Annotated in this window: 18 protein-coding genes and 1 tRNA gene; 10 read left to right on the top strand and 9 right to left on the bottom strand. The window is 61.6% G+C overall.

Going from position 1 to position 21,839, the window contains the following annotated elements:
* Window positions 1–272 precede the first annotated feature (272 nt).
* From AC13FW_RS17430 to AC13FW_RS17420, 3 genes are all read right to left on the bottom strand, one after another.
* Window positions 273–1,238 (bottom strand): beta-ketoacyl-ACP synthase III, encoded by a 966-nt coding sequence (locus tag AC13FW_RS17430; protein ID WP_296252782.1) that lies wholly within the window; start codon window positions 1,236–1,238, stop codon window positions 273–275.
* A gap of 91 nt (window positions 1,239–1,329) precedes the next feature.
* A complete protein-coding gene (rpmF, locus tag AC13FW_RS17425) occupies window positions 1,330–1,527 on the bottom strand; it encodes a 50S ribosomal protein L32 (RefSeq protein WP_282270713.1) in 198 nt (65 codons plus the stop codon).
* A 108-nt stretch (window positions 1,528–1,635) separates the two neighbouring features.
* Entirely contained in the window at window positions 1,636–2,142 is a 507-nt protein-coding gene (locus AC13FW_RS17420; RefSeq protein ID WP_296252778.1) for a YceD family protein, read from the bottom strand.
* 115 nt (window positions 2,143–2,257) lie between these two features.
* On the opposite strand from AC13FW_RS17420, the gene AC13FW_RS17415 reads away from it, so the two are divergent.
* Entirely contained in the window at window positions 2,258–2,830 is a 573-nt protein-coding gene (locus tag AC13FW_RS17415) for a Maf family protein (protein ID WP_482989898.1), read from the top strand.
* A gap of 148 nt (window positions 2,831–2,978) precedes the next feature.
* Here AC13FW_RS17415 and AC13FW_RS17410 read toward each other — a convergent pair whose 3' ends face one another.
* Window positions 2,979–4,862 carry a glycosyltransferase family 39 protein gene (locus tag AC13FW_RS17410; protein WP_296252774.1) on the bottom strand — a complete coding sequence of 628 codons (1,884 nt, stop codon included), beginning with the start codon at window positions 4,860–4,862 and terminating at the stop codon, window positions 2,979–2,981.
* A gap of 19 nt (window positions 4,863–4,881) precedes the next feature.
* Here AC13FW_RS17410 and AC13FW_RS17405 point away from each other — a divergent pair, with 19 nt between their 5' ends.
* The 4 genes from AC13FW_RS17405 to AC13FW_RS17390 are packed head-to-tail and all read left to right on the top strand — an operon-like array spanning window position 4,882 to window position 9,236.
* Window positions 4,882–5,808: an AAA family ATPase gene (locus AC13FW_RS17405; protein ID WP_296252772.1), complete on the top strand. Its 927-nt coding sequence runs from the start codon at window positions 4,882–4,884 to the stop codon at window positions 5,806–5,808.
* 1 nt (window position 5,809) lies between these two features.
* The gene (locus AC13FW_RS17400; protein ID WP_296252770.1) at window positions 5,810–6,766 is read left to right on the top strand and encodes a DUF58 domain-containing protein; all 957 of its coding nucleotides are present in this window, start codon (window positions 5,810–5,812) and stop codon (window positions 6,764–6,766) included.
* Window positions 6,763–8,715 carry a transglutaminase TgpA family protein gene (locus AC13FW_RS17395; RefSeq protein WP_482989897.1) on the top strand — a complete coding sequence of 651 codons (1,953 nt, stop codon included), beginning with the start codon at window positions 6,763–6,765 and terminating at the stop codon, window positions 8,713–8,715. The genes AC13FW_RS17400 and AC13FW_RS17395 overlap by 4 nt, the downstream gene beginning before the upstream one ends.
* A complete protein-coding gene (locus AC13FW_RS17390) occupies window positions 8,712–9,236 on the top strand; it encodes a Slp family lipoprotein (protein WP_282270727.1) in 525 nt (174 codons plus the stop codon). Before AC13FW_RS17395 ends, AC13FW_RS17390 begins: the two co-directional genes overlap by 4 nt.
* Before the next feature lie 201 nt (window positions 9,237–9,437).
* Here AC13FW_RS17390 and AC13FW_RS17385 read toward each other — a convergent pair whose 3' ends face one another.
* From AC13FW_RS17385 to dnaX, 4 genes are all read right to left on the bottom strand, one after another.
* Window positions 9,438–9,785 carry a histidine triad nucleotide-binding protein gene (locus AC13FW_RS17385; protein WP_296252765.1) on the bottom strand — a complete coding sequence of 116 codons (348 nt, stop codon included), beginning with the start codon at window positions 9,783–9,785 and terminating at the stop codon, window positions 9,438–9,440.
* Between the two features lie 50 nt (window positions 9,786–9,835).
* Window positions 9,836–10,435 carry a recombination mediator RecR gene (recR, locus tag AC13FW_RS17380; RefSeq protein WP_282270729.1) on the bottom strand — a complete coding sequence of 200 codons (600 nt, stop codon included), beginning with the start codon at window positions 10,433–10,435 and terminating at the stop codon, window positions 9,836–9,838.
* 107 nt (window positions 10,436–10,542) lie between these two features.
* Entirely contained in the window at window positions 10,543–10,863 is a 321-nt protein-coding gene (locus AC13FW_RS17375; protein ID WP_057629296.1) for a YbaB/EbfC family nucleoid-associated protein, read from the bottom strand.
* Window positions 10,864–10,869: 6 nt separating this feature from the next.
* Window positions 10,870–12,897: a DNA polymerase III subunit gamma/tau gene (gene dnaX, locus AC13FW_RS17370; RefSeq protein WP_482989896.1), complete on the bottom strand. Its 2,028-nt coding sequence runs from the start codon at window positions 12,895–12,897 to the stop codon at window positions 10,870–10,872.
* A gap of 139 nt (window positions 12,898–13,036) precedes the next feature.
* Here dnaX and AC13FW_RS17365 point away from each other — a divergent pair.
* Both AC13FW_RS17365 and AC13FW_RS17360 read left to right on the top strand, forming a co-directional pair.
* Window positions 13,037–13,129 (top strand) — tRNA-Ser (locus tag AC13FW_RS17365).
* A gap of 82 nt (window positions 13,130–13,211) precedes the next feature.
* On the top strand, window positions 13,212–14,642 hold the full coding sequence (locus tag AC13FW_RS17360; RefSeq protein WP_482989895.1) for a DUF6538 domain-containing protein: 1,431 nt from the start codon (window positions 13,212–13,214) through the stop codon (window positions 14,640–14,642).
* Window positions 14,643–15,783: 1,141 nt separating this feature from the next.
* Here the strand turns inward: AC13FW_RS17360 and AC13FW_RS17355 are convergent.
* Window positions 15,784–16,320, bottom strand: a complete 537-nt coding sequence (locus tag AC13FW_RS17355; protein WP_482989894.1) for a hypothetical protein — start codon at window positions 16,318–16,320, stop codon at window positions 15,784–15,786.
* A gap of 219 nt (window positions 16,321–16,539) precedes the next feature.
* Between AC13FW_RS17355 and AC13FW_RS17350 the strand changes: the two genes are divergently transcribed.
* From AC13FW_RS17350 to AC13FW_RS17340, 3 genes are all read left to right on the top strand, one after another.
* Window positions 16,540–17,907 carry a site-specific integrase gene (locus AC13FW_RS17350; protein ID WP_482989893.1) on the top strand — a complete coding sequence of 456 codons (1,368 nt, stop codon included), beginning with the start codon at window positions 16,540–16,542 and terminating at the stop codon, window positions 17,905–17,907.
* 73 nt (window positions 17,908–17,980) lie between these two features.
* The gene (locus AC13FW_RS17345) at window positions 17,981–18,460 is read left to right on the top strand and encodes a hypothetical protein (RefSeq protein ID WP_482989892.1); all 480 of its coding nucleotides are present in this window, start codon (window positions 17,981–17,983) and stop codon (window positions 18,458–18,460) included.
* 935 nt (window positions 18,461–19,395) lie between these two features.
* A complete protein-coding gene (locus tag AC13FW_RS17340; RefSeq protein ID WP_482989891.1) occupies window positions 19,396–21,747 on the top strand; it encodes a GH92 family glycosyl hydrolase in 2,352 nt (783 codons plus the stop codon).
* Window positions 21,748–21,839 lie beyond the last annotated feature (92 nt).

The raw sequence follows: 21,839 nt of genomic DNA, 5'->3' as shown, positions 1-21,839 counted from the left end.
CCTGTAGTGCCGAGCCATGCTCGGCAGGGGCGTTACCGGTAAAGCCTCATGCCGAGCATGGCTCGGCACTACAGGTTGGTTTTGCGCTGTGGGAGCGGCGTAAGCCGCGAAGCCGATAGATCAACAGCGCAAAGCCCCCCCCTCCCCAACCCTCCCCTTGCCTGCGGCAAAGGGAGGGGGCGTGGTGCCGAGCCATGCCCGGCATACAGGCGGCGCCAACGACAACGGGCAGCCATTGGCTGCCCGTGCGGTAGATCTGCTTGCGGAGGCGCTTAGTAGCGCAGCAGCGCCGAGCCCCAGGTGAAACCGCCACCGAAGGCTTCCAGCAGCAGCAACTGGCCACGCTCGACGCGACCGGAACGGATCGCTGTATCCAGCGCCAGCGGTACCGAGCCGGACGAGGTATTGCCGTGCTTGTCGACGGTGACCACCACGCGATCCATCGGCATTTCCAGGCGCTTGGCCGTAGCTTCGATGATGCGCAGGTTGGCCTGGTGCGGGATCAGCCAATCCAGGTCGGACTTGTCCAGACCGTTGGCCTGCAGGGTTTCATCAACAACCGAGTCCAGCGCCTTGACGGCGTACTTGAACACGTCGTTGCCCTTCATGTTGATCTTGCCCGGCTTGTCGAAGCCGACCGAGACGCCAACCGGATCCCACAGCAGCTCCTTCTTGCTGCCGTCGGCATGCAGATGGGTACTGAGAATGCCGGTGTCTTCGTCGGCCTTGAGCACGACGGCGCCCGCGCCATCGCCGAACAACACGCAGGTGGTGCGGTCGGTCCAGTCAACGATACGGGTCAGGGTCTCCGCACCGATCACCAGGACATGCTTGGCATCACCGCTGCGAATGAATTTGTCAGCCACGCTCAGGGCGAACAGGAAGCCCGAACATGCTGCATTGACGTCAAACGCCGCCGAGCCGGTCGCGCCGAGGCGGGCCTGGATCAAGCAAGCGGTAGACGGGAAGATCAGATCCGGCGTGGTGGTACCCACGATGATCATGTCCAGCTGCGAGGCCTCAATGCCGGCAGCTTCCAGCGCGCGCGTGGCGGCGTGGTAGCCCAGGTCACTGGTGGTCTCGTCGTCGGCAGCGATGTGCCGCTCACGGATACCCGTTCGCGACTCGATCCACTCGTTGGTCGTCTCGACGATCTTGGTCAGATCATCGTTGGTCAACACTTTCTCGGGCAAATAACTACCAGTGCCCGCGATCCTCGAGTAGATCCGCTTGCTCATGCTGTTTCCTATTGCGCGAAGCCGCCCGTAGGCGGCCCCGGAAGAATCGGTGCAACAACCGCCACCCTCAGGTGGCGGCAGCCGTCACAAATCAATCTTCTTCGACGACCAGGGTCGACTTGGTCGTGATCACCTTCTTGCCGCGGTAGAAACCGTCAGCAGTGATGTGGTGACGCAGGTGCACTTCACCGGTGGTCGGATCGGTGGACAGCTGCTTTGCGCTCAGGGCGTCGTGGGCACGACGCATGCCGCGGCGGGACGGGGTAACACGGGATTTCTGCACAGCCATGGGATTGCTCCAAACTCGGTTTCGTTTGCTTCGTCGTTTAATTGCACAGGACGCCAGCGTCCAGCACTACTCGCTTTCGCCGCAGCCGCCGACGATTACCGGCCGCAATTATTTCTTCAGCGCCGCCAATGCCGCAAAGGGATTGGCCTTGCTCAATTCTTCTTCGGTCGCGGTGAAGTCACGTTCGACTGCCTCGCTTCCCGGCGCCAGCGCTACCACCGGCACCGCCAACACCAACTCGTCTTCCACCAGGTCCAGCGGACGCAGGCTGCCGTCTTCGGGCACCAGCATCGCTTCGTATTCCTCTGGAAGCGCAGATTCTTCTTCTTCGTCCTTGATCAAGCCCAAGCGCTGCTTGATCGACACCGGCAGCAGGAAACGCTGCATGGTGCGCTGACAGATCAAGGGCAGCTCGGTATCGATGGTCAGATCGACATACGACACCTGCAAGATGTTGTCTCGATCGAATTCCAGTGAATACGTGCACTGGCCTTCGGTATCGGCAACCAGACCCTGCAAGCGGGTCAATTCGGACAAAGGCACCTGGCCATCAAAGCGCCTGCGCGCAATGACCATCCGCCAAGCATCCAGCAATTCGGGTACGTTCGCGGACATAAGCTGCAGAATGTTAAGGAGTAGCCACGCCGCTGTCAAATCCATAGCGGCGGAAACATTGTCAGACCGGCGACGGCGCAGCAGACTGGCCGTCCCGAGCTGCGTATTTTTACACATGAAGCCCCTGATTCTCGCCTCCACGTCCCGATATCGCGCTGAATTGCTTAACCGGCTCAGGATTTCGTTCAGTTCAGCGGCCCCGGATGTGGACGAAGCCGCGCTCCCCGGCGAGTCGCCGGCAGCCCAGGCGCAGCGCCTTGCCGCCGCCAAAGCCGCCGCGGTTGCCCGCCAGCACCCCGGCAATTGGGCCATCGGCTCGGACCAGGTCGCCGAGCTGAATGGGCAGCCTTTGGGCAAACCGGGCACCCGCGAGGCCGCCATTGCGCAGCTGACAGCGATGTCCGGCCATGAGGTGCAGTTCCACACGGCGCTCTGCGTGAGCGATGGCATTGCCCAGCATCAGGCCATCGATCTCACCCGGGTCCGCTTCAGGCCCCTGCAGGCCGCTGAGATCGAGCGCTACATCGACGCCGAGCAGCCCCTGGACTGCGCCGGCAGCTTCAAATGCGAAGGCCTGGGTATCACCTTGTTCGACGCCATCGAGAACAGCGACCCTACGGCGTTGATCGGCTTGCCGCTGATAAAGACCGCACAGCTGCTGCGGCAGGCGGGCTATCAGCTGCCCTAGCCTGCGGCTTTGCCGTAACCCGGGTAAGCGCAGCGCACCCGGGAACCACTATCTACCGGTCGTTCAATCTTTCCGCCAACAGCCCCGGGTGCGCTGCGCTTACCCGGGCTACGGCTTTGTTGCGTGCAGTCCTGGATCGCAAGCGACGCTATTTGATCTCGAACGGCTGCTCGGCCCAGGTTTCGACGCTGCCGTCATTGCCATGCAGGCGCAGGCCCAGCCAATGTGTGCCGGGCTTCAGGCCTGAGGTATCCAGCTTTGCATCAAAACCGGTATTCGGATGTTGCGGATCGGTGGATATCTTCCAGAACGGGCGCACGTCGAAGTCACGCCCATAAATGGCGTCACCCACGCTGCGACCATCCAGCAGCAGCTCAACCCGCGACAATCCCACGCCATCCTTGAAAGCCCAGCCACTGACTTGCAGCGCACCACTCACCGTCTGACCAGCTGATGGGGTTTCCACCCATGCCATTGCGGGTGTCACACATGGTCCCTGTTGCTTTTCGGCAGGCAGGCGGAACAACAGGAAGCGCTGGAAGCCATGATCGAGCGAGATCACTTTCGGCGGCGGCAGCGGCCCCACCAATTCACAGACGTTGTGGTAACGCTCCAACAGATCGCGGTAACGCTGGTCACCCGGCGCCAGCACCAACAGCACCGGGGTCGAGCGGCTGCCATCACTGATCAACTTCCAAAGCGCCAACTGCGCGGTGCGCCCATGCCGATCGTTGAGCTCATGTGGCAGCACTTTGATCGACGGATCGTTGAGACGGAAGCCCAACTCCGCACCGACCTTGAAGCTGCCCGCCAGCACCTGGGTATCTTCCGGCATCTGCGAGAGCTCCTCGCGCACGCCCTCGGACAGCTGCTGCCAGCCGGCAAAATTACGGGGGTAGTACTTGCTGCCCGCCAAATGCTCACGCAAGCCAGGTGATGCGGCAACCAGGTAATAACTCATCGCCAGCAACAGGCCCAGCGCGGTGAGCACCCACAAGACGCGCCTCCAAGGACGCGACCAGTGCGTGAGCAGCGCAGGCACACAGACCAGCAAGGCCAGATAGCCCGGCAGCGGCCAATGGAAGCTGACCCGCTCCACATCGGTGAAGAACCCCAACGCGAAAATCAGCAAGGTCGAGGTAGCACCGACCAAGGCGAAGTAGCGCCATTGCAGGTGGTGGAATCCACCTTGCACATTGCGCAGCCCCCTGCCTGCCACCACCGCCATCGCCGCGAACAACAGTGGCGTCACCAACAGCGGCTGGATCACCAGGAACAACAGCCCTTCAGGCTGGAACGCCCACGGATGGCGCTCGATCACCTGGAACTTGAGCCCAGCGTCCTGGTTGTCCAGATTCCATGCCATCAGCGGCACCCATGCCGCCAAACCCACCGACAGCGCAATCCATACCCGCGGATCACGCAAGGCCTTGCGGCCCTCCGGCAACAGCACCAATGCAATGAAACCAACAATAATCACACCAATGAAGCGGTAGTGACTGAGCGCGCCAATCAACAGGCCGCAGGCCAGCAACAAGGCGCTGCCAGCCCCCACGCCACGCAGCAGGCGTGCACCGGCATCCAGGCATAGCAGGGCGGCGATCGCCATCGGTACGTCCGGCACTGCCAGGATGCCCAGCGTCGCCGACAACGGCATCAACAGCGCGAGTGAGCCCGCGCGCCAGCCCATGCGCACACCAAACCAGCGCGTGCAGATACCAGCGACCATCCACGGCAGCACCGCGCCCATGATCAGGAACGGCATGCGCACGCCCAGCCGATGGTCACCGAAAACCTCAACGCCGAGCCGCGTCAGCCAGGCCGTCAACCCAGGCAGGTCCGAATAGGCGGCGGCCAGATGCTGGCCTTCCTGCCAATAGAACGCCTCGTCCACGAACAGAGTCAATTGCGAGGCCAACAGCACCTTGGCCGTGGTGACCAGCACCCACAGCACAAGGAACGTTACGTATGCGCGTTGCTCACCCCTGTTTGGCACGTACACTTCCTTCAGCCCAAGTATCGAGACGACCATGACAATGGCGCCGCCCGGAATGCTAACCGAAGTAACACTACAGTCCCTATCTGCGGCACAACAACAGGTCAACTCCCTCTTGCTCGGTAAGGCGCAGGAAGTGCGGATGGCCTTTGTCGCGCTACTGTCCGGCGGACATCTGCTGATCGAGGACCTGCCCGGGCTGGGCAAGACCACCTTGGCCCATGCGATGGCTTCCAGCCTCGGCCTGCAGTTCCAGCGTGTGCAGTTCACCTCCGACCTGCTGCCCGCCGATGTGCTCGGCATCTCGGTTTATGAGGCGCATAGCCGCAGCTTCCAGTTCCATCCCGGCCCGGTGTTCTGCAACCTGTTGCTGGCTGATGAAATCAACCGCGCACCGCCACGCACGCAGAGCGCCCTGCTCGAAGCAATGGCCGAGCAGCAGGTGACGCTGGATGGCGTGACCCACCGGCTACCGGACCCTTTCTTCGTCATCGCCACACAGAACCCGGTGGACATGTCCGGCACGTTCCCGCTGCCAGACTCGCAGCTGGACCGCTTCCTGCTGCGCCTGACCCTGGGCTATCCCAATGCCGACGCCGAGCGGGCCCTGCTGGCCGGCGAAGACCGCCGGGACCTGATTGCGCGGGTTACCCCCTGCCTGTCGGAGCAGGACATCCGCATGCTGCGCGAAGCCGTTGGCCAGGTGCATGCCAGTGACGCGCTGATTGACTACGTGCAGGCCTTGATCACCCGCAGCCGCCAACACCCGGGCGTGCGCGTCGGTCTGTCGCCACGCGCCGGTATCGCCCTGCTGCGCGCAGCAAAGGCGCACGCGCTGCTGCTTGGCCGCCAGCATGTGATCCCGGAAGACGTGCAGGCGCTGTTCATCGCGGTCGCCGGGCATCGTCTGGTTGCCGAAGCCGAAGCATCCTCCGGCCCGACACTGGCGCGCACCCTGCTGCACAGCGTGCAGGTGGATTGAGGTGTTGGCAGCACTGCGGCAGCGCCTGCAATCCCTGCAGTTCCTGGCCCGCCCACGGCAACCGGAACAGCTGCCGACGCAGTTGGACAGACGCCGCATCTACGTGCTGCCGACCGGCTTCGGTCTGTTCCTGGCGGCCTTGCTCGCGGTGATGCTGCTCGGCGCCTTGAACTACAACAACAACCCCGCCTTGCTGTTGGCACTGGTGTTGGGCGCAACCGCGCTGGCCAGCACCGTGCAGGCGCACCTGCAGTTGTCAGGCCTGCGCCTGCAAGCCGTTTCCGCCGACCCGGTGGCCGCAGGCACTCCCATCCGCCTGCGGCTGGCGCTTGCGCGCGGCGACCGCCGCTGGCGCCGTGCCCTGCAGTTGGATTACCCACCGGCCAAGACCCACCTCAACCTGGAGCAGGACAGCCAGGCCGAAGCCGACCTCTGGCTACCCACCCAGCAACGCGGCTGGCTGGATCTGTCACGCATCCGGATCACCAGCACCCAGCCGCTGGGCCTGGTCCGCGCCTGGGCATGGTTCTGGCCGGACACTGCGCTGCTGGTCTATCCCGCGCCGGAAACCAATGCACCGCCGCTGCCGGATACGGGCAGCGCCTCCACCCGCACCCGCGTGCACCCGCAAGGTGAGGAACTGCAGCAGATGCGCCCCTACCGCAGCGGCGATTCGCGCCGCAGCATCGCCTGGAAGCATTCGGCGCGACGCGACGAACTGCTGGTGCGCGAGTACGAGCGCCCCTACGGCGCCGAGCTGGTATTGGACTGGCAGCAATTGCTGGCCCTGCCCCACGAACGCCGCATCTCGCGCCTGGCGCGCTGGGTGGATGAGGCCGAACGCGAAGGCCGCAGCTATCAACTGCGTCTGCCCGGGCAGCCCCCATTCGGGCCGGCCAGCGGCGACGCCCATCGCCACCTCTGCCTGCGCGCATTGGCGCTGTTGCCAAACGCATGAAGACGCCCGCGCCCGCGATAAGCGCCAGCAGCCGCCTCTGGATCAATCTGGTCACGGCCCTCTCGCTGCTGCCATTGCTGCTGCAGTTGCCGGGCGTGCTGGCGGCGCTGTTCGGCATCACCACCTTGTCGGTGGCACTATGGTCATGGCGGCGCGCCATGCCCTTGTTGCTGCGCCTGCTGCTGATCGGCGTGATGCTGGCCTGCATCTACTGGCAGATGGGCGCCAACCCCGGCCGCGACAATGGCTGCGCCCTGCTTGCGGCGATGCTGGCGATCAAATCCAGCGAGCTGCGCACGCTGCGTGATGCGCGCAGCTTGATTGGCTTCAGCCTGTTTGCACCATTTGCGGCCTTCCTGCTCGACCAGGGGCCAAGCACTCTGCTGATGTCAGCCGCCGCCGTGGTGGCCGCCCTGCTCGCGCTGCAACGCCTGGCCGATGAAGAAGTGGGCATTGCCCATCTGCCACCGCGTGCCCAGCTGCGCACGGTTGGCGGGCTGATGTTGCTGGCACTGCCGCTGGCCTTGTCGGCATTCTGGCTGGTGCCACGCCTGCCGACGCCGCTGTGGGGCACACCCGATCGGGTCGTGGGACGCCCCGGCCTGTCAGACAGCATGCAGCCCGGCGGCCTGAGCGACATGATGGCCGATGACAGCCCGGCGTTGCGGGTCGAGTTCTTCGGCCCGGTACCGGCGCAGGACCAACGCTATTGGCGTGGGCCGGTACTGACGCGCTTCGATGGCCGGCGCTGGTCGCGGGTGCAAAGCCAGCGTGCTGCGCCCCCACCCCACGTCAGCAACACCGCGCTGCACTGGGACTACCAGATCGAATACGAGTCCACCGACCAGCGCGAACTGGTCGCACTGGATCTGCCCCTGCAGGCACCTGCTGGCAGCCAATTGGATGCCGACTACAGCCTGACCTCAGCGCGACCACTTACCGCACTGACCCGCTGGCGCCTGCGCTCCAGTCCCGCCCAGGCGTTCCAGGCCGAGCTACCGGCACGCCTGCGACGTCAGGCCCTGCAACTACCGGAAGGTTTCAATCCGCGCACCCTGGCCCTGGCCAGACAATGGCGCAGCCAAGCTGGCACCGATGATGCGGCCTTGGTACAACGCAGCGTGGACTGGATCCATCGCGAATTCGCCTACACATTGAACACGCCAGTGCCCGGCCGCCACTCCGTCGACGAATTTCTGTTCGACCAGAAGGCCGGCTACTGCGAGCACTTCAGCGCGGCATTCGTGGTGCTGATGCGCGGCGCAGGCATTCCAGCACGGGTTGTCACCGGCTATGCCGGCGGCGTACGCAACCGCTTCGGCAACTATTGGGTGGTACGCCGCCTTGATGCCCATGCCTGGGCCGAAGTCTGGCTGCCACAGCGCGGCTGGGTCCGGGTTGATCCCACCGCCGCAGTGGCCCCGGAGCGCATCTACGACACCATCGAAGACCGTATCGATGACAACGAAACCCGTGGCATGGACCTGAGCGGCCGCTGGAGCAGCCTGCTGCAGTACAGCGACTTCCTACGCCGCGGCTGGAACACCGCCGTGCTGTCCTTCGATGCCGAACGTCAGCAGCGCCTGCTCAGCGGTTTCGGCATCAAACAGTTGAGCCCCTCGCAGCTGGTTGCCCTGTTTGCCGGCTTTGCGGTCCTTGCCCTGGGCCTTATGGCCTGGTTGCTTGCCCGCGGCGAACGCCAGCGCGACCCGCTGTTGCGCGCCTGGCATCGCATGGGCCGCCGCTACCAACGCCTGGGCCTGGGCCGTGAGCCGTTCGAGACCGCCAGCGACTGGGCCAGCCGCGTTGACCGAGCCCGGCCTGGCAGCGATCTGCTGACGCTCAGCCAGCGTTTCACTCAGGCGCGCTACGCTGGCGTCCGATCGGATGTCGTTTCATTATTGGCGGACCTGCACAGGCACCGCCCGAAACCCGGAGTACGAACATGAAGACCCGCATCCTCCTCGTTGCCGCCGCCAGTCTGGTGCTGGCCGCCTGTGCCACGGCGCCCAAACCGCTGCAGGGACAGTTCACCCCCGTTTCGCCGCGTGACGCAGTGGCGCAGAAGCAGACCGGCGCGCCGGTTCGCTGGGGTGGCCGCATCATCGAAACCATCCCCGGCCAGGGCGAAACCTGCTTCCAGATGCTGGCCCGCCCGCTCAATGCCAGCGGCCGCCCAAGCACCACGTCCAGCGATGCCAGCGATGGTCGCTTCCTCGCCTGCCGCAGCGGCTTCTATGATCCGGCGGTGTTCGAGCCGGGCCGCGACGTGACCTTCATCGGCCGCATCGATGGCTACCAGAGCACCAAGATCGGCGAATACGACTACCCGCTGCCCAAGCTTTCCGCCGACGTGGTCTACCTGTGGCCGGTACAGCGCGAAGTGGAAGTAGTACCCGCCTACCCGTACGGCCCGTGGGGCCCGGGTTGGGGTCCCGGCTGGGGCTGGGGCTACCGCGGCTGGTGGTAACAAACTGAAAACGCCGCCCCAAGGGGCGGCGTTTTCTTTTGATTGTTTTTTGTAGGAGCGGCGTAAGCCGCGAAGCCACAGATCTCTCCGCCGCAAGCGACATAGCGCAATCAGAAACTGCTGGATCGCGCGAACAGGCTTCGCAGTTGCTTGGTTGCTGCCGGCTTCGCGGCTTACGCCGCTCCTACAAAAGCAGCTTTCTCACGCGCCGAAATGCCCCAAGGGCGCGCCCGCCAACAGGTGCAGGTGAATGTGGAATACCGTCTGCCCGGCATCTTCGCGGCAGTTCATCACGATCCGGTAGCCGTTCTCTGCGAAGCCTTCCTGGCGCGCATACGCCGCAGCCGCCAAGGCCAGCTTGCCGATCAGATGCGCCTGCGTCGGCTGCAGATCATCCAGGGTCGGGATGACCTCGTTCTTCGGGATGAAAAGCACATGCACCGGCGCCTGCGGGGCGATGTCCTTGAAGCCCAGCACTTCATCGTCTTCGTAGACGATGGCGGCGGGAATTTCGCGGCGGATGATCTTGCCGAAAATGGTGTCGGTCATGTGGGAGCTCGTTGCAGTAAACGACCTACAGCTTACAACCCCGGCGCGGCTTATTCGCCGACTTCGCTGCGGCTGCCGAAGGCGTGCGACAAGGTGCCGCGATCCACGTATTCCAACTCGCCCCCCAAAGGCAGGCCCTGTGCCAGGCGGCTGGGACGTACCTTGTTGCGACGCGCCAGCTGCGCCAGGTAATGCGCGGTGGCCTCACCTTCAACGGTGGAGTTGGTAGCGATGATCAACTCGGTGACTTCACCCTGCGCCAAGCGTGTTTCCAGCTGATCCAGACCCAGCTCACGTGGACCGATGCCATCCAGCGGCGACAAACGCCCCTGCAACACGTAGTACACGCCGCGGTAGCTGGTGGCATGTTCGATCGCCAGGCGATCGGCCGGTGATTCGATCACGCACAGCATTTGCCGCTCGCGGCTGCTGCTGGCGCAGACCGGGCACAGCTCGGTTTCGCTGAAATCGCGGCATTGCTTGCAATGACCGATCTTCTCGATGGCCTCGGCCAGCACTTCCGACAGTCGCTGGCCACCGTCACGGGCACGTTCAAGCACGTGGTATGCCATGCGTTGGGCCGTCTTCTGGCCAACGCCGGGCAGCACGCGGAAGGCTTCGATCAGTTGTTCCAGCAGCGGCAGGCTCATCGCAACGGTCTCATCACAGCAGGCGTATCGCTAAAACAAGCGCGCGAAGCCCGGAGGCTTCGCGGCGCGGGGACGTGCATGCGCCGGACCAGCCGGCGCGGACCACATCAGAACGGCAGCTTCATGCCTGGCGGCAGCTTCATGCCGGCGGTGGCCGAGCCCATTCGGCTCTGCGATTCGGCATCGATCTTGTTGGCGGCGTCGTTGAACGCGGCTGCGATCAGGTCTTCAGCCATTTCCGGATCGCTCAGCACCGACGGATCGATGCGCACCTTGCGGCACTCCTTGGTGCCACTCAGGGTCACGCTGACCATGCCGCCGCCGGCGCTGCCGGTGACTTCCAACTTGGCGATTTCTTCCTGGGCCTTCTGCAGGTTTTCCTGCATTTTCTGGGCCTGCTGCATCATTTGGGCGATATTGCCACGCATGGTTCGTTACTCTTTGAAAGGACGGATGGAATCGGCCACGACCCGTGCACCCTGCTGTATCAGCTGCTGCACCTGGGGGTCGGCCATGAACACGGCTTCGGCCGCGGATTGCTGTTCACCGCGCTGGCGATCTGCGCGCTGGTGCAAGGTTTCAGCCTGGGCGTTGCCAGTCTCAATGAGGATCTTGGGCGTGCTACCCAAGGCCTGCGACAGCGCCTGCGCCAAGGCATTCAAGGCACGCTCAGACTGCAGGTATTCAAAGCCCGGCAACAAGGCCAGCCGCAGCACACCATGCTGGAAGCTGACGAAGGCGGCATTGGCGGCCAGCTCGCGCGACGGACCACTCAGGCCGCTGTCGTCGATCAGGTCCAGCCATTGTTCTGCGTCGTTCAAGCTGCGGCCGCCCTGCGTCGGTGCAACTGACTCTGCGGATGCCGCCGGCTCGATGGCGATGCCGGTTGGGCGCACCGGCTCGGCCTGCTGGACCGGCTGCGGCGCGGCAACGGGCGCCGGCTTCGGCGCCTCAATTGGTGTTGCAACGGGCATCTCAATGGCTTCGGACGCTTCCGGCATGGCCATCTCGGCCGCCATTGCCTCGTCACGCGCATTCGCTTCAGCCGCCTCAACCGCCCATGGCGGCAGATCTTCGTCAGCAGCTACTGGCTTGGCGGCTTGAACCGGGGCCGGCGCTGCAACCGGAGCTTGCACAGGCTCAGGCGCGGGCGCTGCGGGTTCCGGCGCAGGCGCGACTTGCTGCGGCACGACGGCTGCGGGTTCGGGTACAGGCTCGGGCTTGGGTTCCGGCGCTGGCGCGACTGCAGCGGGTGCAGCCTGCGCTGCAACCGGCTTGGCGGTCTGCGCCGACGCTGCGGCAACGGCTGGTGTGGCTTGCGTATTGCCACCCACGCCTGCGCCAGTTCCGGATGCGCTGCCTTCCGGGGTCGCCGGTACCGCGCCTGCCGGGCGGAACGCCAGCATGCGCAGCACAGTCATTTCAAAGCCCGCACGCGGGCTGGGAGCCAAGTGCAGGTCGCGACGGCCGCCAAGGGCCATCTGGTACCAGAGCTGCACCACTTCCGGGCGCAGGCGCTGGGCAAAGGCCACGGCGTCGACGCCTTCACCCGGCACCGAAGTACCCGGCACCAGTTGCTGCACCTGGATGCGATGCAGGCCTTCGGCCAGGGCGTCCAGCACGCCACTCCAGTCCGGCGAGAACTCGGCCAGCCCGGCAACCACCTGCAACAGGCGCGCACCTTCGCCATCGGCCAGGGCATCGAGCATGGCGCTGACCTGCGTGCGATCAACCGTGCCCAGCATGGTGCGCACCACGTCGTCACGCAGCGCGCCACCGGCATAGGCGATGGATTGGTCCAGCAGCGACAAGCCATCACGCAGCGAGCCATCGGCCGCGCGTGCCAGCTGTACGATCGCGCTGTCGTCGAACTCGATCTGCTCGGCGGTCATGATCCGGGTCATCTGCCCACGGATCTGCTCCTCATCCAGACGCTTGAGGTTGAACTGCAGGCAGCGACTGAGCACGGTGACCGGCAGCTTCTGCGGATCGGTGGTGGCCAGCAGGAACTTCACGTGCTCCGGCGGCTCTTCCAGCGTCTTCAGCAGCGCATTGAACGCCGCCTTGGAGAGCATGTGCACTTCGTCGATCAGGTAGACCTTGTACTGCCCACGCGAGGGCATGTACTGGGCGTTCTCGATCACCTCGCGCACGTCATCCACGCCGGTATTGGACGCGGCATCGATTTCCAGCAGGTCGATGTAGCGGCCGGCGTCGATGTCCAGGCAGGCCCGGCACTGACCGCAGGGGTCGGCGCTGGTGCCGTTCTCGCAGTTCAGCGACTTGGCGAAGATGCGGGCAATAGTGGTCTTGCCGACACCCCGGGTGCCGGTGAACAGAAAGGCGTGGTGGACGCGGCCACTGTCGAGCGCATTGCTCAGCGCGCGGACCACGTGTTCCTGGCCCACCAACTCGGCAAAACGCTTCGGACGCCACTTGCGGGCAAGGACGAGATAGGACATCAGGCAACCGTCTTCATCTGAAGCCCCATTGTGCCACGCCCGACCCATCCGCCAGCACCCCGTTCCGGGGGTGCTTGTGAACGGCCGCCAGTCCCTATAGAATCCACGCCCCTGCCGAGGCATTAGCGCGGCAGGATCCGGAGAGGTGTCCGAGTGGTTGAAGGAGCACGCCTGGAAAGTGTGTAAGCGTCTAAACCGCGCTTCGGGGGTTCGAATCCCCCTCTCTCCGCCAGATTACATAAACCCCTGATTCGTCAGGGGTTTTTTGTTGGCAGAGAGAAATCCGCAGGGACACAAATCGGGACACACTTCCGATGCGCATTCCTCACTATCTGACACGCTCGCCCTCCGGTGCCTACACCTTCCGCTTGCTGGTGCCTCGTCACCTACGAGACACACTTGGCCGTAAGGTCATCAAGCGCAGTCTGCACACCACCGACCTGATGACCGCGCAAACCTCTGCGCTCTCTCTGTACAGTCAATGCCGACGACTGTTTGGAGGGCAAGGGATGGGCAAGACGTTCGACGAACTGCTGGCGAGTGCACAACGCGCCAACAGCAAAGAGTGGTCGCTGGAACGCGACCAATTCGGCAACATCATCAAAATGCAGGCTGACGGCCCTGCCGATCACAAACGACTTATGGAAGCGGTGGATGTACTGGGACGTCAGCCCACGTCCAACACTCCACCCGTTGCCGTTGCCCCTGTCCCGCCGAAGCCTACCGTTGCCAAGGTGCTGACACTGGGCCAAGCAAAAGAACTCTGGCTAACCGCCATCGAGCCGGCAACCATCCCCAAGACGCATACGATTAAACGCACGGCGATTACGCAATTCACCGCATACGTTGGCGCAGACACGAAACTGCCGGAGATTGCCCGGCCCGACGTGGCTAACTTCTTCCAGCATCTGCGCAACGGCAATATTTCAACGCCCACCATCGTCAACAAGTCCTCCTACCTCAAACACTTTTTTGAGTGGTGTTCGGCGTCTGGCTACTACCCAGAGGGCACGAGCCCAACGGTCGGACAAGTCAGTTACAAGAAACGCGAGAAGCGCCAACGCCGCAAATTTCGCTTCAAAGAATTCACGGCCGAACAGGTGCAACAACTGTTTGACCCTGCCAATTTTGCGACCTTGCCCCTTTCCAGCCGCTGGGCGGTAGTGATTGGCCTGTACACGGGGGCGCGCGTAAGCGAGGTAGGGCAACTGCATTTGAAAGACGTGGCAGAAGTGAACGGCGTGCTGTGCTTCAACCTCACCGATGACGGCGAGCACCAGCATCTGAAAACCGATGTATCAATTCGCGCCGTCCCCGTCCATCCCGACCTACTTGCGCTCGGCTTCGCCGACTACATCAAAACAGTGAAAGCGCAAGGCTCGAAGCGAGTTTTTCCCAATGCGAAAGACGGCGTAAAGAACGGCGCAGGCAACTGGATTACAAAAGCATTTGGGCGCTATCTGCAAGACCAGACAAAGGGCTGGGATAAATCCAAACGCGGGTTCCACTCCCTGCGCAAAACGTTCATCCAAGAGATGCAGGGCGTTGGCGTAGCATCTGAACTGCGTGCGCAAATCGTTGGGCACGAACTGGACGACGAACACCACGACACCTATTCCCGCGACTTCACCCCAAGCGAAAAAATGTCAGGAGTGAAATCCGAAGACTTCAATTCCGCAGGAATGAAGGCTGTGACCTACGGGCTGAAAACCAAAGAATTGCGGGCACTACTGACGCATCCCTAAAAAATCGCGATGGTGTTAACGGCGGGGTCACATCCCCGCTGATGCTGTTATCTCCACCCAGCCCCGATAGCCCCCTTTGAGGGGGCGTTATCGGAAGGGGGTGTTTCGCTTTTCCGCGTAGGGTTCAACGGTGAACAGCATTGTGGTCTACGACCTTGAACGCATTGCACGTTTTGCCTAGATGCCAACCCATTGGGATTGCTTGCGCCAATGTTGGGGAAGGGGAGCGTTCCCCTTCCCCGCATCTTGCGATGCTCCCCAACCGCCGACGCGTTGCGGGCTGGCGCCCTTTCGCGTCTTCCTCGTTGCCTCGGTTGCCTTCGGCCCCTGCAACTCGTTCGCTTTGCTCGTAGTAAGCGGGCAATAGTGCCCCTAGGGAAAAACAAATAGTTTTCCGTGCGGAGGTATGATCACGCTGGACTTACAGCGCTCTAGCGGACGATGTAATTCATTCCGCCTTGGGATGTTCACCGCATTACAGCAGCGTGCCTCAGGTCACCCCACACAACTACAGTCGTTGTGCCCATCTCTCTGACAGCGCTACAGCATCGTCTAGCGCGTGCTCGCAGATTGAACTGCTAGTGTCTATGACCGAGAACGACTCTGCGATTCTTCACGTGGGTTTTTCACCACTTACGCAGAGAGGGACGTATGTTCGACACCGCACAGACCATTGCGATTTTCGGACGTTGTAGCGAGTTGGGCTTGATTTTTTTCGATTGCTTGTTACGTTGAAGTCAGGAGCAATCACTGCTTGGGTATCGCAAAATCTTTCTTTGCCGTACTCGCCACTTGGTTCGTTACACCTCGTGGCCATATCTTCAAAGTAAAACAAAACCGCTCTATGTCAAGAGCGGTTTTGCTTTTTGTGCGTTATGGCTCTTCAGTGTCGTGTGTCTGGTGTGCTGATGTTGTCGCGTTCAGCGTTGGTGTGCAATCTGATGGGTTGAAGCACAAAGCAAATAAGTACTGATACAGCAATCGCACCTCGGGTGTCGGCTGTCATTGCATCGAAATCCATCGAAACCATTGATGCGACTGGGTTCCGAGTGTCGGCGCACCCCGCCGGCAAAAACGGCTGTTTTTACGCTGAAATCGTTACATCGCAATGACCTTCGTGTCGGCGCATTGATGAAAACCATCATTGAGTGGTGCCGTGTTTTTGGTTGTCGTTGTCACCTTGATGCAACGACAACAACAAGAAGACAAAAGCAACAACAGAGAGAGTGAAAGAGCAAAAGCACAACAACGACAGAAGAACCAACGACAGCAACGACAGAAGCAACAGCAACAGCAACAGCAACAGAAAAGTTTGAGTGTTGAGAACTGGTGAAAGCCGTTGAGGTTGGGTTGATGAAGGGCGGCGGCAACGACGAAAAAGCGCAGGTGGAGAAAGTTGGGTGGCGGAGCAGCGGGGTGGAGCAATAGCAAAGAACAGAAGCAAGCGCGAACGAAAACCGGACAAGAGCAACAGCAACAGCCGGGGGGATGGGGTTGAGTGGTTGTCGGGAAATGTTGAATTGAAGATATGCACATGTCGCACCTGCGGTTTTTGTGCACGTATGTACGTTTGAGTGCTTTTCTTCTGGAAAGCATTGGAGTGCAACGCTTTCAGCGTAATACGCTCTGGAATACGATTGTTGGCCAGAAATGCTCTCAATCCGTTGCGGCGCAACACTTTCCAGCGTATTCCAAATTTTCACAGGGTCGCGTGTTTAATCACTTACACGACCTCGCAAAAATTTGCGCTGAAAATTTTTCAGTGCTAACAGTACGTCACGAGTAGTGACCGCTCGCAACGAAATCATTGCGCTGAAAATTTGTACAAAAATTCATCACGTCGATTCAGCGCAGTGCGACCACTTGCGCAACTTCGCGAATCTGATTAGATGAAGTGATGAAACAAAAACGTCCACACACCGACAACAGCACTGACCATTTTCGGACGGTTATACCGTCCGAGAATGGGGGGAGAGTGGACGGTGTGGAACGAGAGTGGAACACCATAAGGCCACTCGGGGGCACAGCCCCCACGCCGGTTTGTGTATCGCAAACCGGCGTTGTTGCGCACGATGTTCACCCCTCACCCCTGTGTGAGGCGTGGACGAGTAAGCACGAAAAAAAACTAGAGCGCGATAAAAAATTTCACAAGAGGCAGAGCATTGCGTCGGGTAAGACGTGGACACTTGAAGCCGACAAGTACACGCGGAACGTTCTCGCCGACTGCCCAGCACGCGAACTCAACACAAGAACAGCGGGCGAATATCGGCGGGTCTATGCCCGCTTGGTCAGCGAAGGTGTTACCGCGTGGGAGAAAGCAAACAGCGCCCAGCACTGGAACAAACTGCGAACCGCCTGCCGTTGGATGATGGCGGAGGATGCGCGTGCGTGGCGTGTGCTGTCCGAGCAAGCGCGAAAAGCCGGAGACATTGCCCGCGCCCAAGAGTGCACGGCGGAAGCGTGGCGTTTGGCCGTTGCACTGGACGAACAATTTTTAGCCGCAGGTCATCCAACTTGGACAGACAAAGCGAGGGCAATGAAAGCGAGCGGCCAGAAGCCCGTAGACAAGTCCAAGAGGCGCACCTGTGCGCCTGCGGCCGACATTGCATCCTGCGCCCTACTAACCAGACATCAGCGGGACACGCGGCTGGCAGAACGGCACAGCGAGCGGCTGGCGGTGCTTGCGCTAACGGGTTGCCGCCCCGCCGAACTGCAAGCCGGCGTAGTGATTCGCTTATGGCACGACAGCAAAGGAGAACAAGCCATCGTGTTGGAAATCAAGGGCGCAAAGGTGAGCGAGCAACGTGGGCACGCTGTGCGTTGTCTGGGCTTCCCCGTTGCAGGTGCTGGGAGCGCGGTGCAGGCGTTGGCGCAGTTGTGCGCCGAGCGTGGCGGACGCTACACCCTCACCACCACGCCCGCCGATTGCAGGAGCCTCAACCGTGCATTGCAAGCCAGCGGCCTGAGTTGCTACTCGTTTCGACATACGATTGGAAGTGATTTAAAAGAGGCCATAGCGAGCGGAAAATCCACACCAGAAAAGGCAGCAGAGGTAATGGGCCACCGATCCACTTTGTCCCTCTCCTATTACGGAAGCCGCAGCCGTTCTCGAAGCGGCAGGGCGATTGAGGCTAGGGCTTTGAACGATGTGAGAGTCTTACCTGTGTCATATGAAGCCAAAGCCGAAGCCCGTATCAAAGCAAAAGCTAATTCTATGGGTATGCGCTTTGCGCCCCAGCCGAAGCCGAAGCCTCCACGCACTTAGTCATATCCATTCCGAGCTAAAATGTCCCCAACCCTTGGCAGCCCCCTTCCCTAGCAAAAGGTCTTAGTTGATTATGAAATCTGCAATTTACCGTTTCAGACTGACTGGCCTATTTATTGCGTTATGCATCTCTCTTTCTGCCAATGCTGCGACTAGCAACAACGACCTTCCTGTAGGTGAGGCATTAAATTTGTATCATGCCGCCGTCAGGCAAAGCGAAGCCACGACTTCTGCTCTGCAGACTGGAACGCACGATCAAGCCTCATCTGACAACGCGTATCAGGCAGCCTTTCGCAATGCAGTGTGGGAGGGCCTGAAACTCATTAGGCCACAAGCCACGCCAGAAGAACGGGCTCATATGGCGAGCCTCATCAACACGGCCAAATCGTTGGCAGATGCGTCCGCAGGTTCCGCCCTCGGCTACTACATAGCAACGGGCGTGGAAATCGACCAATTTATCGAAATTGGCGTGCAGAGGGATGCCGACGACGCATTCAGACTCGGATATGCCCAAGCGTTGAAACGAGAGCGCGCCACTTCACTCGAAGACTAGATGCTCTTGGCAACAAGAGTTAAACTGACAGGACACAATCAAGGGCATACCTAGGTTTGTGTAACTTGCGAGGATTCAAGGGGTTGGGACAGGTTCCGGAGTGTCCCCCTCTCTCCGCCAGACAAAAAAAGCAAAGGCCGCCCATCGGGTGGCCTTTGCTTTTTTTGTCTGGGGGAAAGCATGGGCGATGAGAGCCCCTATGGGTTCGACCGCCGGCGCAGCCGGTGGGACGGCGTAGCCGCCCGAAGGGTGAAGGTGCGAAGCACCGAATCAATCCCCTCTCTCCGCCAGACAAAAAAGAAAAGGCCGCCCATCGGGTGGCCTTTTCTTTTTTATCCGGGGGAAAGCATGGGCGATGAGAGCCCCTATGGGTTCGACCGCCGGCGCAGCCGGTGGGACGGCGTAGCCGCCCGAAGGGTGAAGGTGCGAAGCACCGAATCAATCCCCCTCTCTCCGCCAGATAAAAAGAAAAGGCCGCCCATCGGGTGGCCTTTTCTTTTTATCTGGGGGAAAGCATGGGCGATAAGAGCCCCAATGGGTTCGACCGCCGGCGCAGCCGGTGGGACGGCGCAGCCGCCCGAAGGGTGAAGGTGCGAAGCACCGAATCAATCCCCCTCTCTCCGCCAGTTAAAAAAGAGAAGGCCGCCCATCGGGTGGCCTTCTCTTTTTCCTGTCAATTGCCAGCAAGCGAAATAATTCCCAAAGCCAAGTTCAGAGACTCGAAGGAATCACTTTCGATGGGATTGCAGCGCTCGCTCTTTGAGCCACCGGCAACCTCAATATCCGCAGTTTCTTCGGTTCACTCCACCGACTCCCCCAGGAACGTCGCCACCTTTTGCAGCGCTGCGTCTCAGATCCAGACAGGACCCATGGCCCGCCAGACATCCCTTGGACATGCTAGCTTCCCAACATTAGACCGATCCAAAAGGTGCGGGATGAAGCAGCTTGGTGCGACCCTGTTAGTGCTTGCAGCAACCGTGGCAACCTCCTCGTTGGCAGCGCCTTCCGCGTTGGCGGCCTCGCCCGCCGCCAGCGAAGCCGCCTACGCCGCCGTAAACCCCTTCATTGGTACCGGTGGCGAGGGCCATACCTATCCGGGTGCCACCGTCCCTTACGGCATGGTCCAGCTCTCGCCCGATACCCGCATCCAGTCACGCAAGAACGGCTATGGCTGGGCGGCGGGTTACCGCTATGACGACAGCACCATCGTCGGTTTCTCGCATACGCACTTCTCCGGCACCGGCCATTCGGATCTCGGTGATCTGCTGTTGATGCCCACTACCGGCGAGTTGAAGCTGGAGCGCGGCAATCCCGATCAACCCTTGAGCGGCTATACCTCGCGCTTCAGTCATGCCAGCGAAACCGCCCAGCCGGGCTATTACGCGGTAACGCTGGATGACTACAAGGTGCGCGCCGAACTCACTGCCAGCGCGCGCGTTGGCATGCACCGCTACAGCTTCCCGGCTGGCAAGCCGGCACATGTAGTGCTCGACCTGCGCACCAGCATGTATGACTACCCGGGCAAGATCCTGTGGTCGCGCTTGCGGGTGCGGGCCGATGGCACGGTTACCGGCTTCCGCGAGACGCGCGGCTGGGCGCCAGGCCGGCAGCTGTATTTTGCGATGCGTTTCTCGCAGCCGCTCAGCGGCCATCAGCTGCACGACACCGAACAGGATGTCGCCTACAAGGGCTTCCCGCCGCCGGGCGAGAAGGACCCGACGCAGCGCGCGCAGATTGAAGGCCGGCAGCTGGTTGCTGCCTTTGATGTGGTGCCGCAGGCCGGCAAGCCCTTGCTGGTGAAGGTGGCGATCTCGCCGGTCAGCGAGGAAGGCGCGATTGCCAACCTCGATGCGGAAGCGCCGGGTTGGGATTTCGATGGCATGCGCGTCGCCGCCAAGCAACAATGGAGTGAAGCGCTGGGCGCTGTCGAGGCACAAGGTAGCGCGGATGAGCGCACCCGCTTCTACACCGCGCTGTATCACACGCTGCTTGGGCCAACCTTGTTCATGGACAGCGACGGCCGTTATCGCGGGCCGGACAACGCGGTGCATCAGGCCAAGGGCTGGACGAACTATTCGACCTTCTCGCTGTGGGATACCTATCGCGCCCTGCACCCACTGGCCACGCTGGTGCAGCCAGCGCAACGCACCAACGACTTCGTCAATTCGCTGTTGGCCTCACGCCGCGAAAGCCCTTATGGCGTGCTGCCGGTGTGGTCGTTCCACGGTCTGGAAACCTGGTGCATGATCGGCTACCACGCCGTGCCGGTGATCGCCGATGCCTATATGAAGGGCATCCGTGGCTACGACACCGAAGAGGCCTTGCAGGCGATGGTCGCCAGCGCCAACTACGGCCCGTACGACGGCATCGCGCAGTACCGCCAGCTCGGCTATGTGCCGATCGACGAGGAAGGCGAAGCAGCCAGCAAGACGCTGGAATATGCCTATGACGATTGGACCATCGCACAGGTGGCCAAGGACATGGGCAAGACCGAGGTAGCGAGCGAGTTCAGCAAGCGTGCGGCGAACTGGAAGCATGCATTCGACCCGGGTACAGGCTTCATGCGCGCGCGCAAGCGCGATGGCAGTTTCCGCGAGCCGTTTGATCCCAGCGCCAGCGGTTACGGCACGGATTTCACAGAAGGCAATGCCTGGCAGTATTCCTGGTACGTGCCGCAGGATGTCGCCGGCTTGGCGGCGGCGCATGGCGGCAGCGACAAGCTGCTGCAGCGTCTGGATGATGTGTTTGACGCCAAGGTTGATCCGTCGATCTTCGCGCACATGGAAGACATCACCGGGCTGATTGGCTGGTACGCACATGGCAACGAGCCCAGCCACCATGTTGCCTACCTGTATGCACATGCCGGGCAGCCGTGGCGCACGCAGGCACGCTTGAAGCAGATCATGGACACGCAGTACGCGGCACGCCCGGATGGCTTGGCGGGTAACGATGATCTTGGGCAGATGTCGGCCTGGTATGTGTTTACCGCGCTGGGCTTCTATCCGGTTACGCCGGGCAGCAACCAGTACATCATCGGCCGGCCGTTCCTGCCGCAGGCGACCTTGAATCTGCCGGATGGGAAGCGTTTCAGCATCGTGGCTACCGGGCTGGATGCTGCGCATACATATGTTGGTTCGGTGAGCCTCGATGGCAAGCCGCTGGACCGTGCATATGTGACGCACCAGGAGATTGTTGCTGGCGGGGAGCTGCGGTTCACGATGCAGGCTGAGCCGAACAAGTCTTGGGCTGCGGATGCGGCGACGTTGCCTTATTCGATGTCGCGTTGATTGGTTTTTGTGCTGCTAGGTTTGCGTTGTTTGACCGTTGAAAGCACGCTTCGCGCTCCCCTCTCCCCAACCCCTCTCCCGCAAGGGGAGAG

The sequence above is a fragment of the Stenotrophomonas sp. 21LCFQ19 genome (genome assembly GCF_056861425.1).
Note: the sequence above shows the minus strand (reverse complement) of the source record. Positions and strands in the feature narration are given on the sequence as shown.

Excerpts from the sequence above, each read along its gene's own strand:
- AC13FW_RS17430 (WP_296252782.1), bottom strand. The coding sequence starts at position 1,238 with ATGAGCAAGCGGATCTACTCGAGGATCGCGGGCACTGGTAGTTATTTG.
- rpmF (WP_282270713.1), bottom strand. The coding sequence starts at position 1,527 with ATGGCTGTGCAGAAATCCCGTGTTACCCCGTCCCGCCGCGGCATGCGT.
- AC13FW_RS17420 (WP_296252778.1), bottom strand. The coding sequence starts at position 2,142 with ATGTCCGCGAACGTACCCGAATTGCTGGATGCTTGGCGGATGGTCATT.
- AC13FW_RS17415 (WP_482989898.1), top strand. The coding sequence starts at position 2,258 with ATGAAGCCCCTGATTCTCGCCTCCACGTCCCGATATCGCGCTGAATTG.
- AC13FW_RS17410 (WP_296252774.1), bottom strand. The coding sequence starts at position 4,862 with ATGGTCGTCTCGATACTTGGGCTGAAGGAAGTGTACGTGCCAAACAGG.
- AC13FW_RS17405 (WP_296252772.1), top strand. The coding sequence starts at position 4,882 with ATGCTAACCGAAGTAACACTACAGTCCCTATCTGCGGCACAACAACAG.
- AC13FW_RS17395 (WP_482989897.1), top strand. The coding sequence starts at position 6,763 with ATGAAGACGCCCGCGCCCGCGATAAGCGCCAGCAGCCGCCTCTGGATC.
- AC13FW_RS17390 (WP_282270727.1), top strand. The coding sequence starts at position 8,712 with ATGAAGACCCGCATCCTCCTCGTTGCCGCCGCCAGTCTGGTGCTGGCC.
- AC13FW_RS17385 (WP_296252765.1), bottom strand. The coding sequence starts at position 9,785 with ATGACCGACACCATTTTCGGCAAGATCATCCGCCGCGAAATTCCCGCC.
- recR (WP_282270729.1), bottom strand. The coding sequence starts at position 10,435 with ATGAGCCTGCCGCTGCTGGAACAACTGATCGAAGCCTTCCGCGTGCTG.
- AC13FW_RS17375 (WP_057629296.1), bottom strand. The coding sequence starts at position 10,863 with ATGCGTGGCAATATCGCCCAAATGATGCAGCAGGCCCAGAAAATGCAG.
- dnaX (WP_482989896.1), bottom strand. The coding sequence starts at position 12,897 with ATGTCCTATCTCGTCCTTGCCCGCAAGTGGCGTCCGAAGCGTTTTGCC.
- AC13FW_RS17360 (WP_482989895.1), top strand. The coding sequence starts at position 13,212 with ATGCGCATTCCTCACTATCTGACACGCTCGCCCTCCGGTGCCTACACC.
- AC13FW_RS17350 (WP_482989893.1), top strand. The coding sequence starts at position 16,540 with ATGAAACAAAAACGTCCACACACCGACAACAGCACTGACCATTTTCGG.
- AC13FW_RS17345 (WP_482989892.1), top strand. The coding sequence starts at position 17,981 with ATGAAATCTGCAATTTACCGTTTCAGACTGACTGGCCTATTTATTGCG.
- AC13FW_RS17340 (WP_482989891.1), top strand. The coding sequence starts at position 19,396 with ATGAAGCAGCTTGGTGCGACCCTGTTAGTGCTTGCAGCAACCGTGGCA.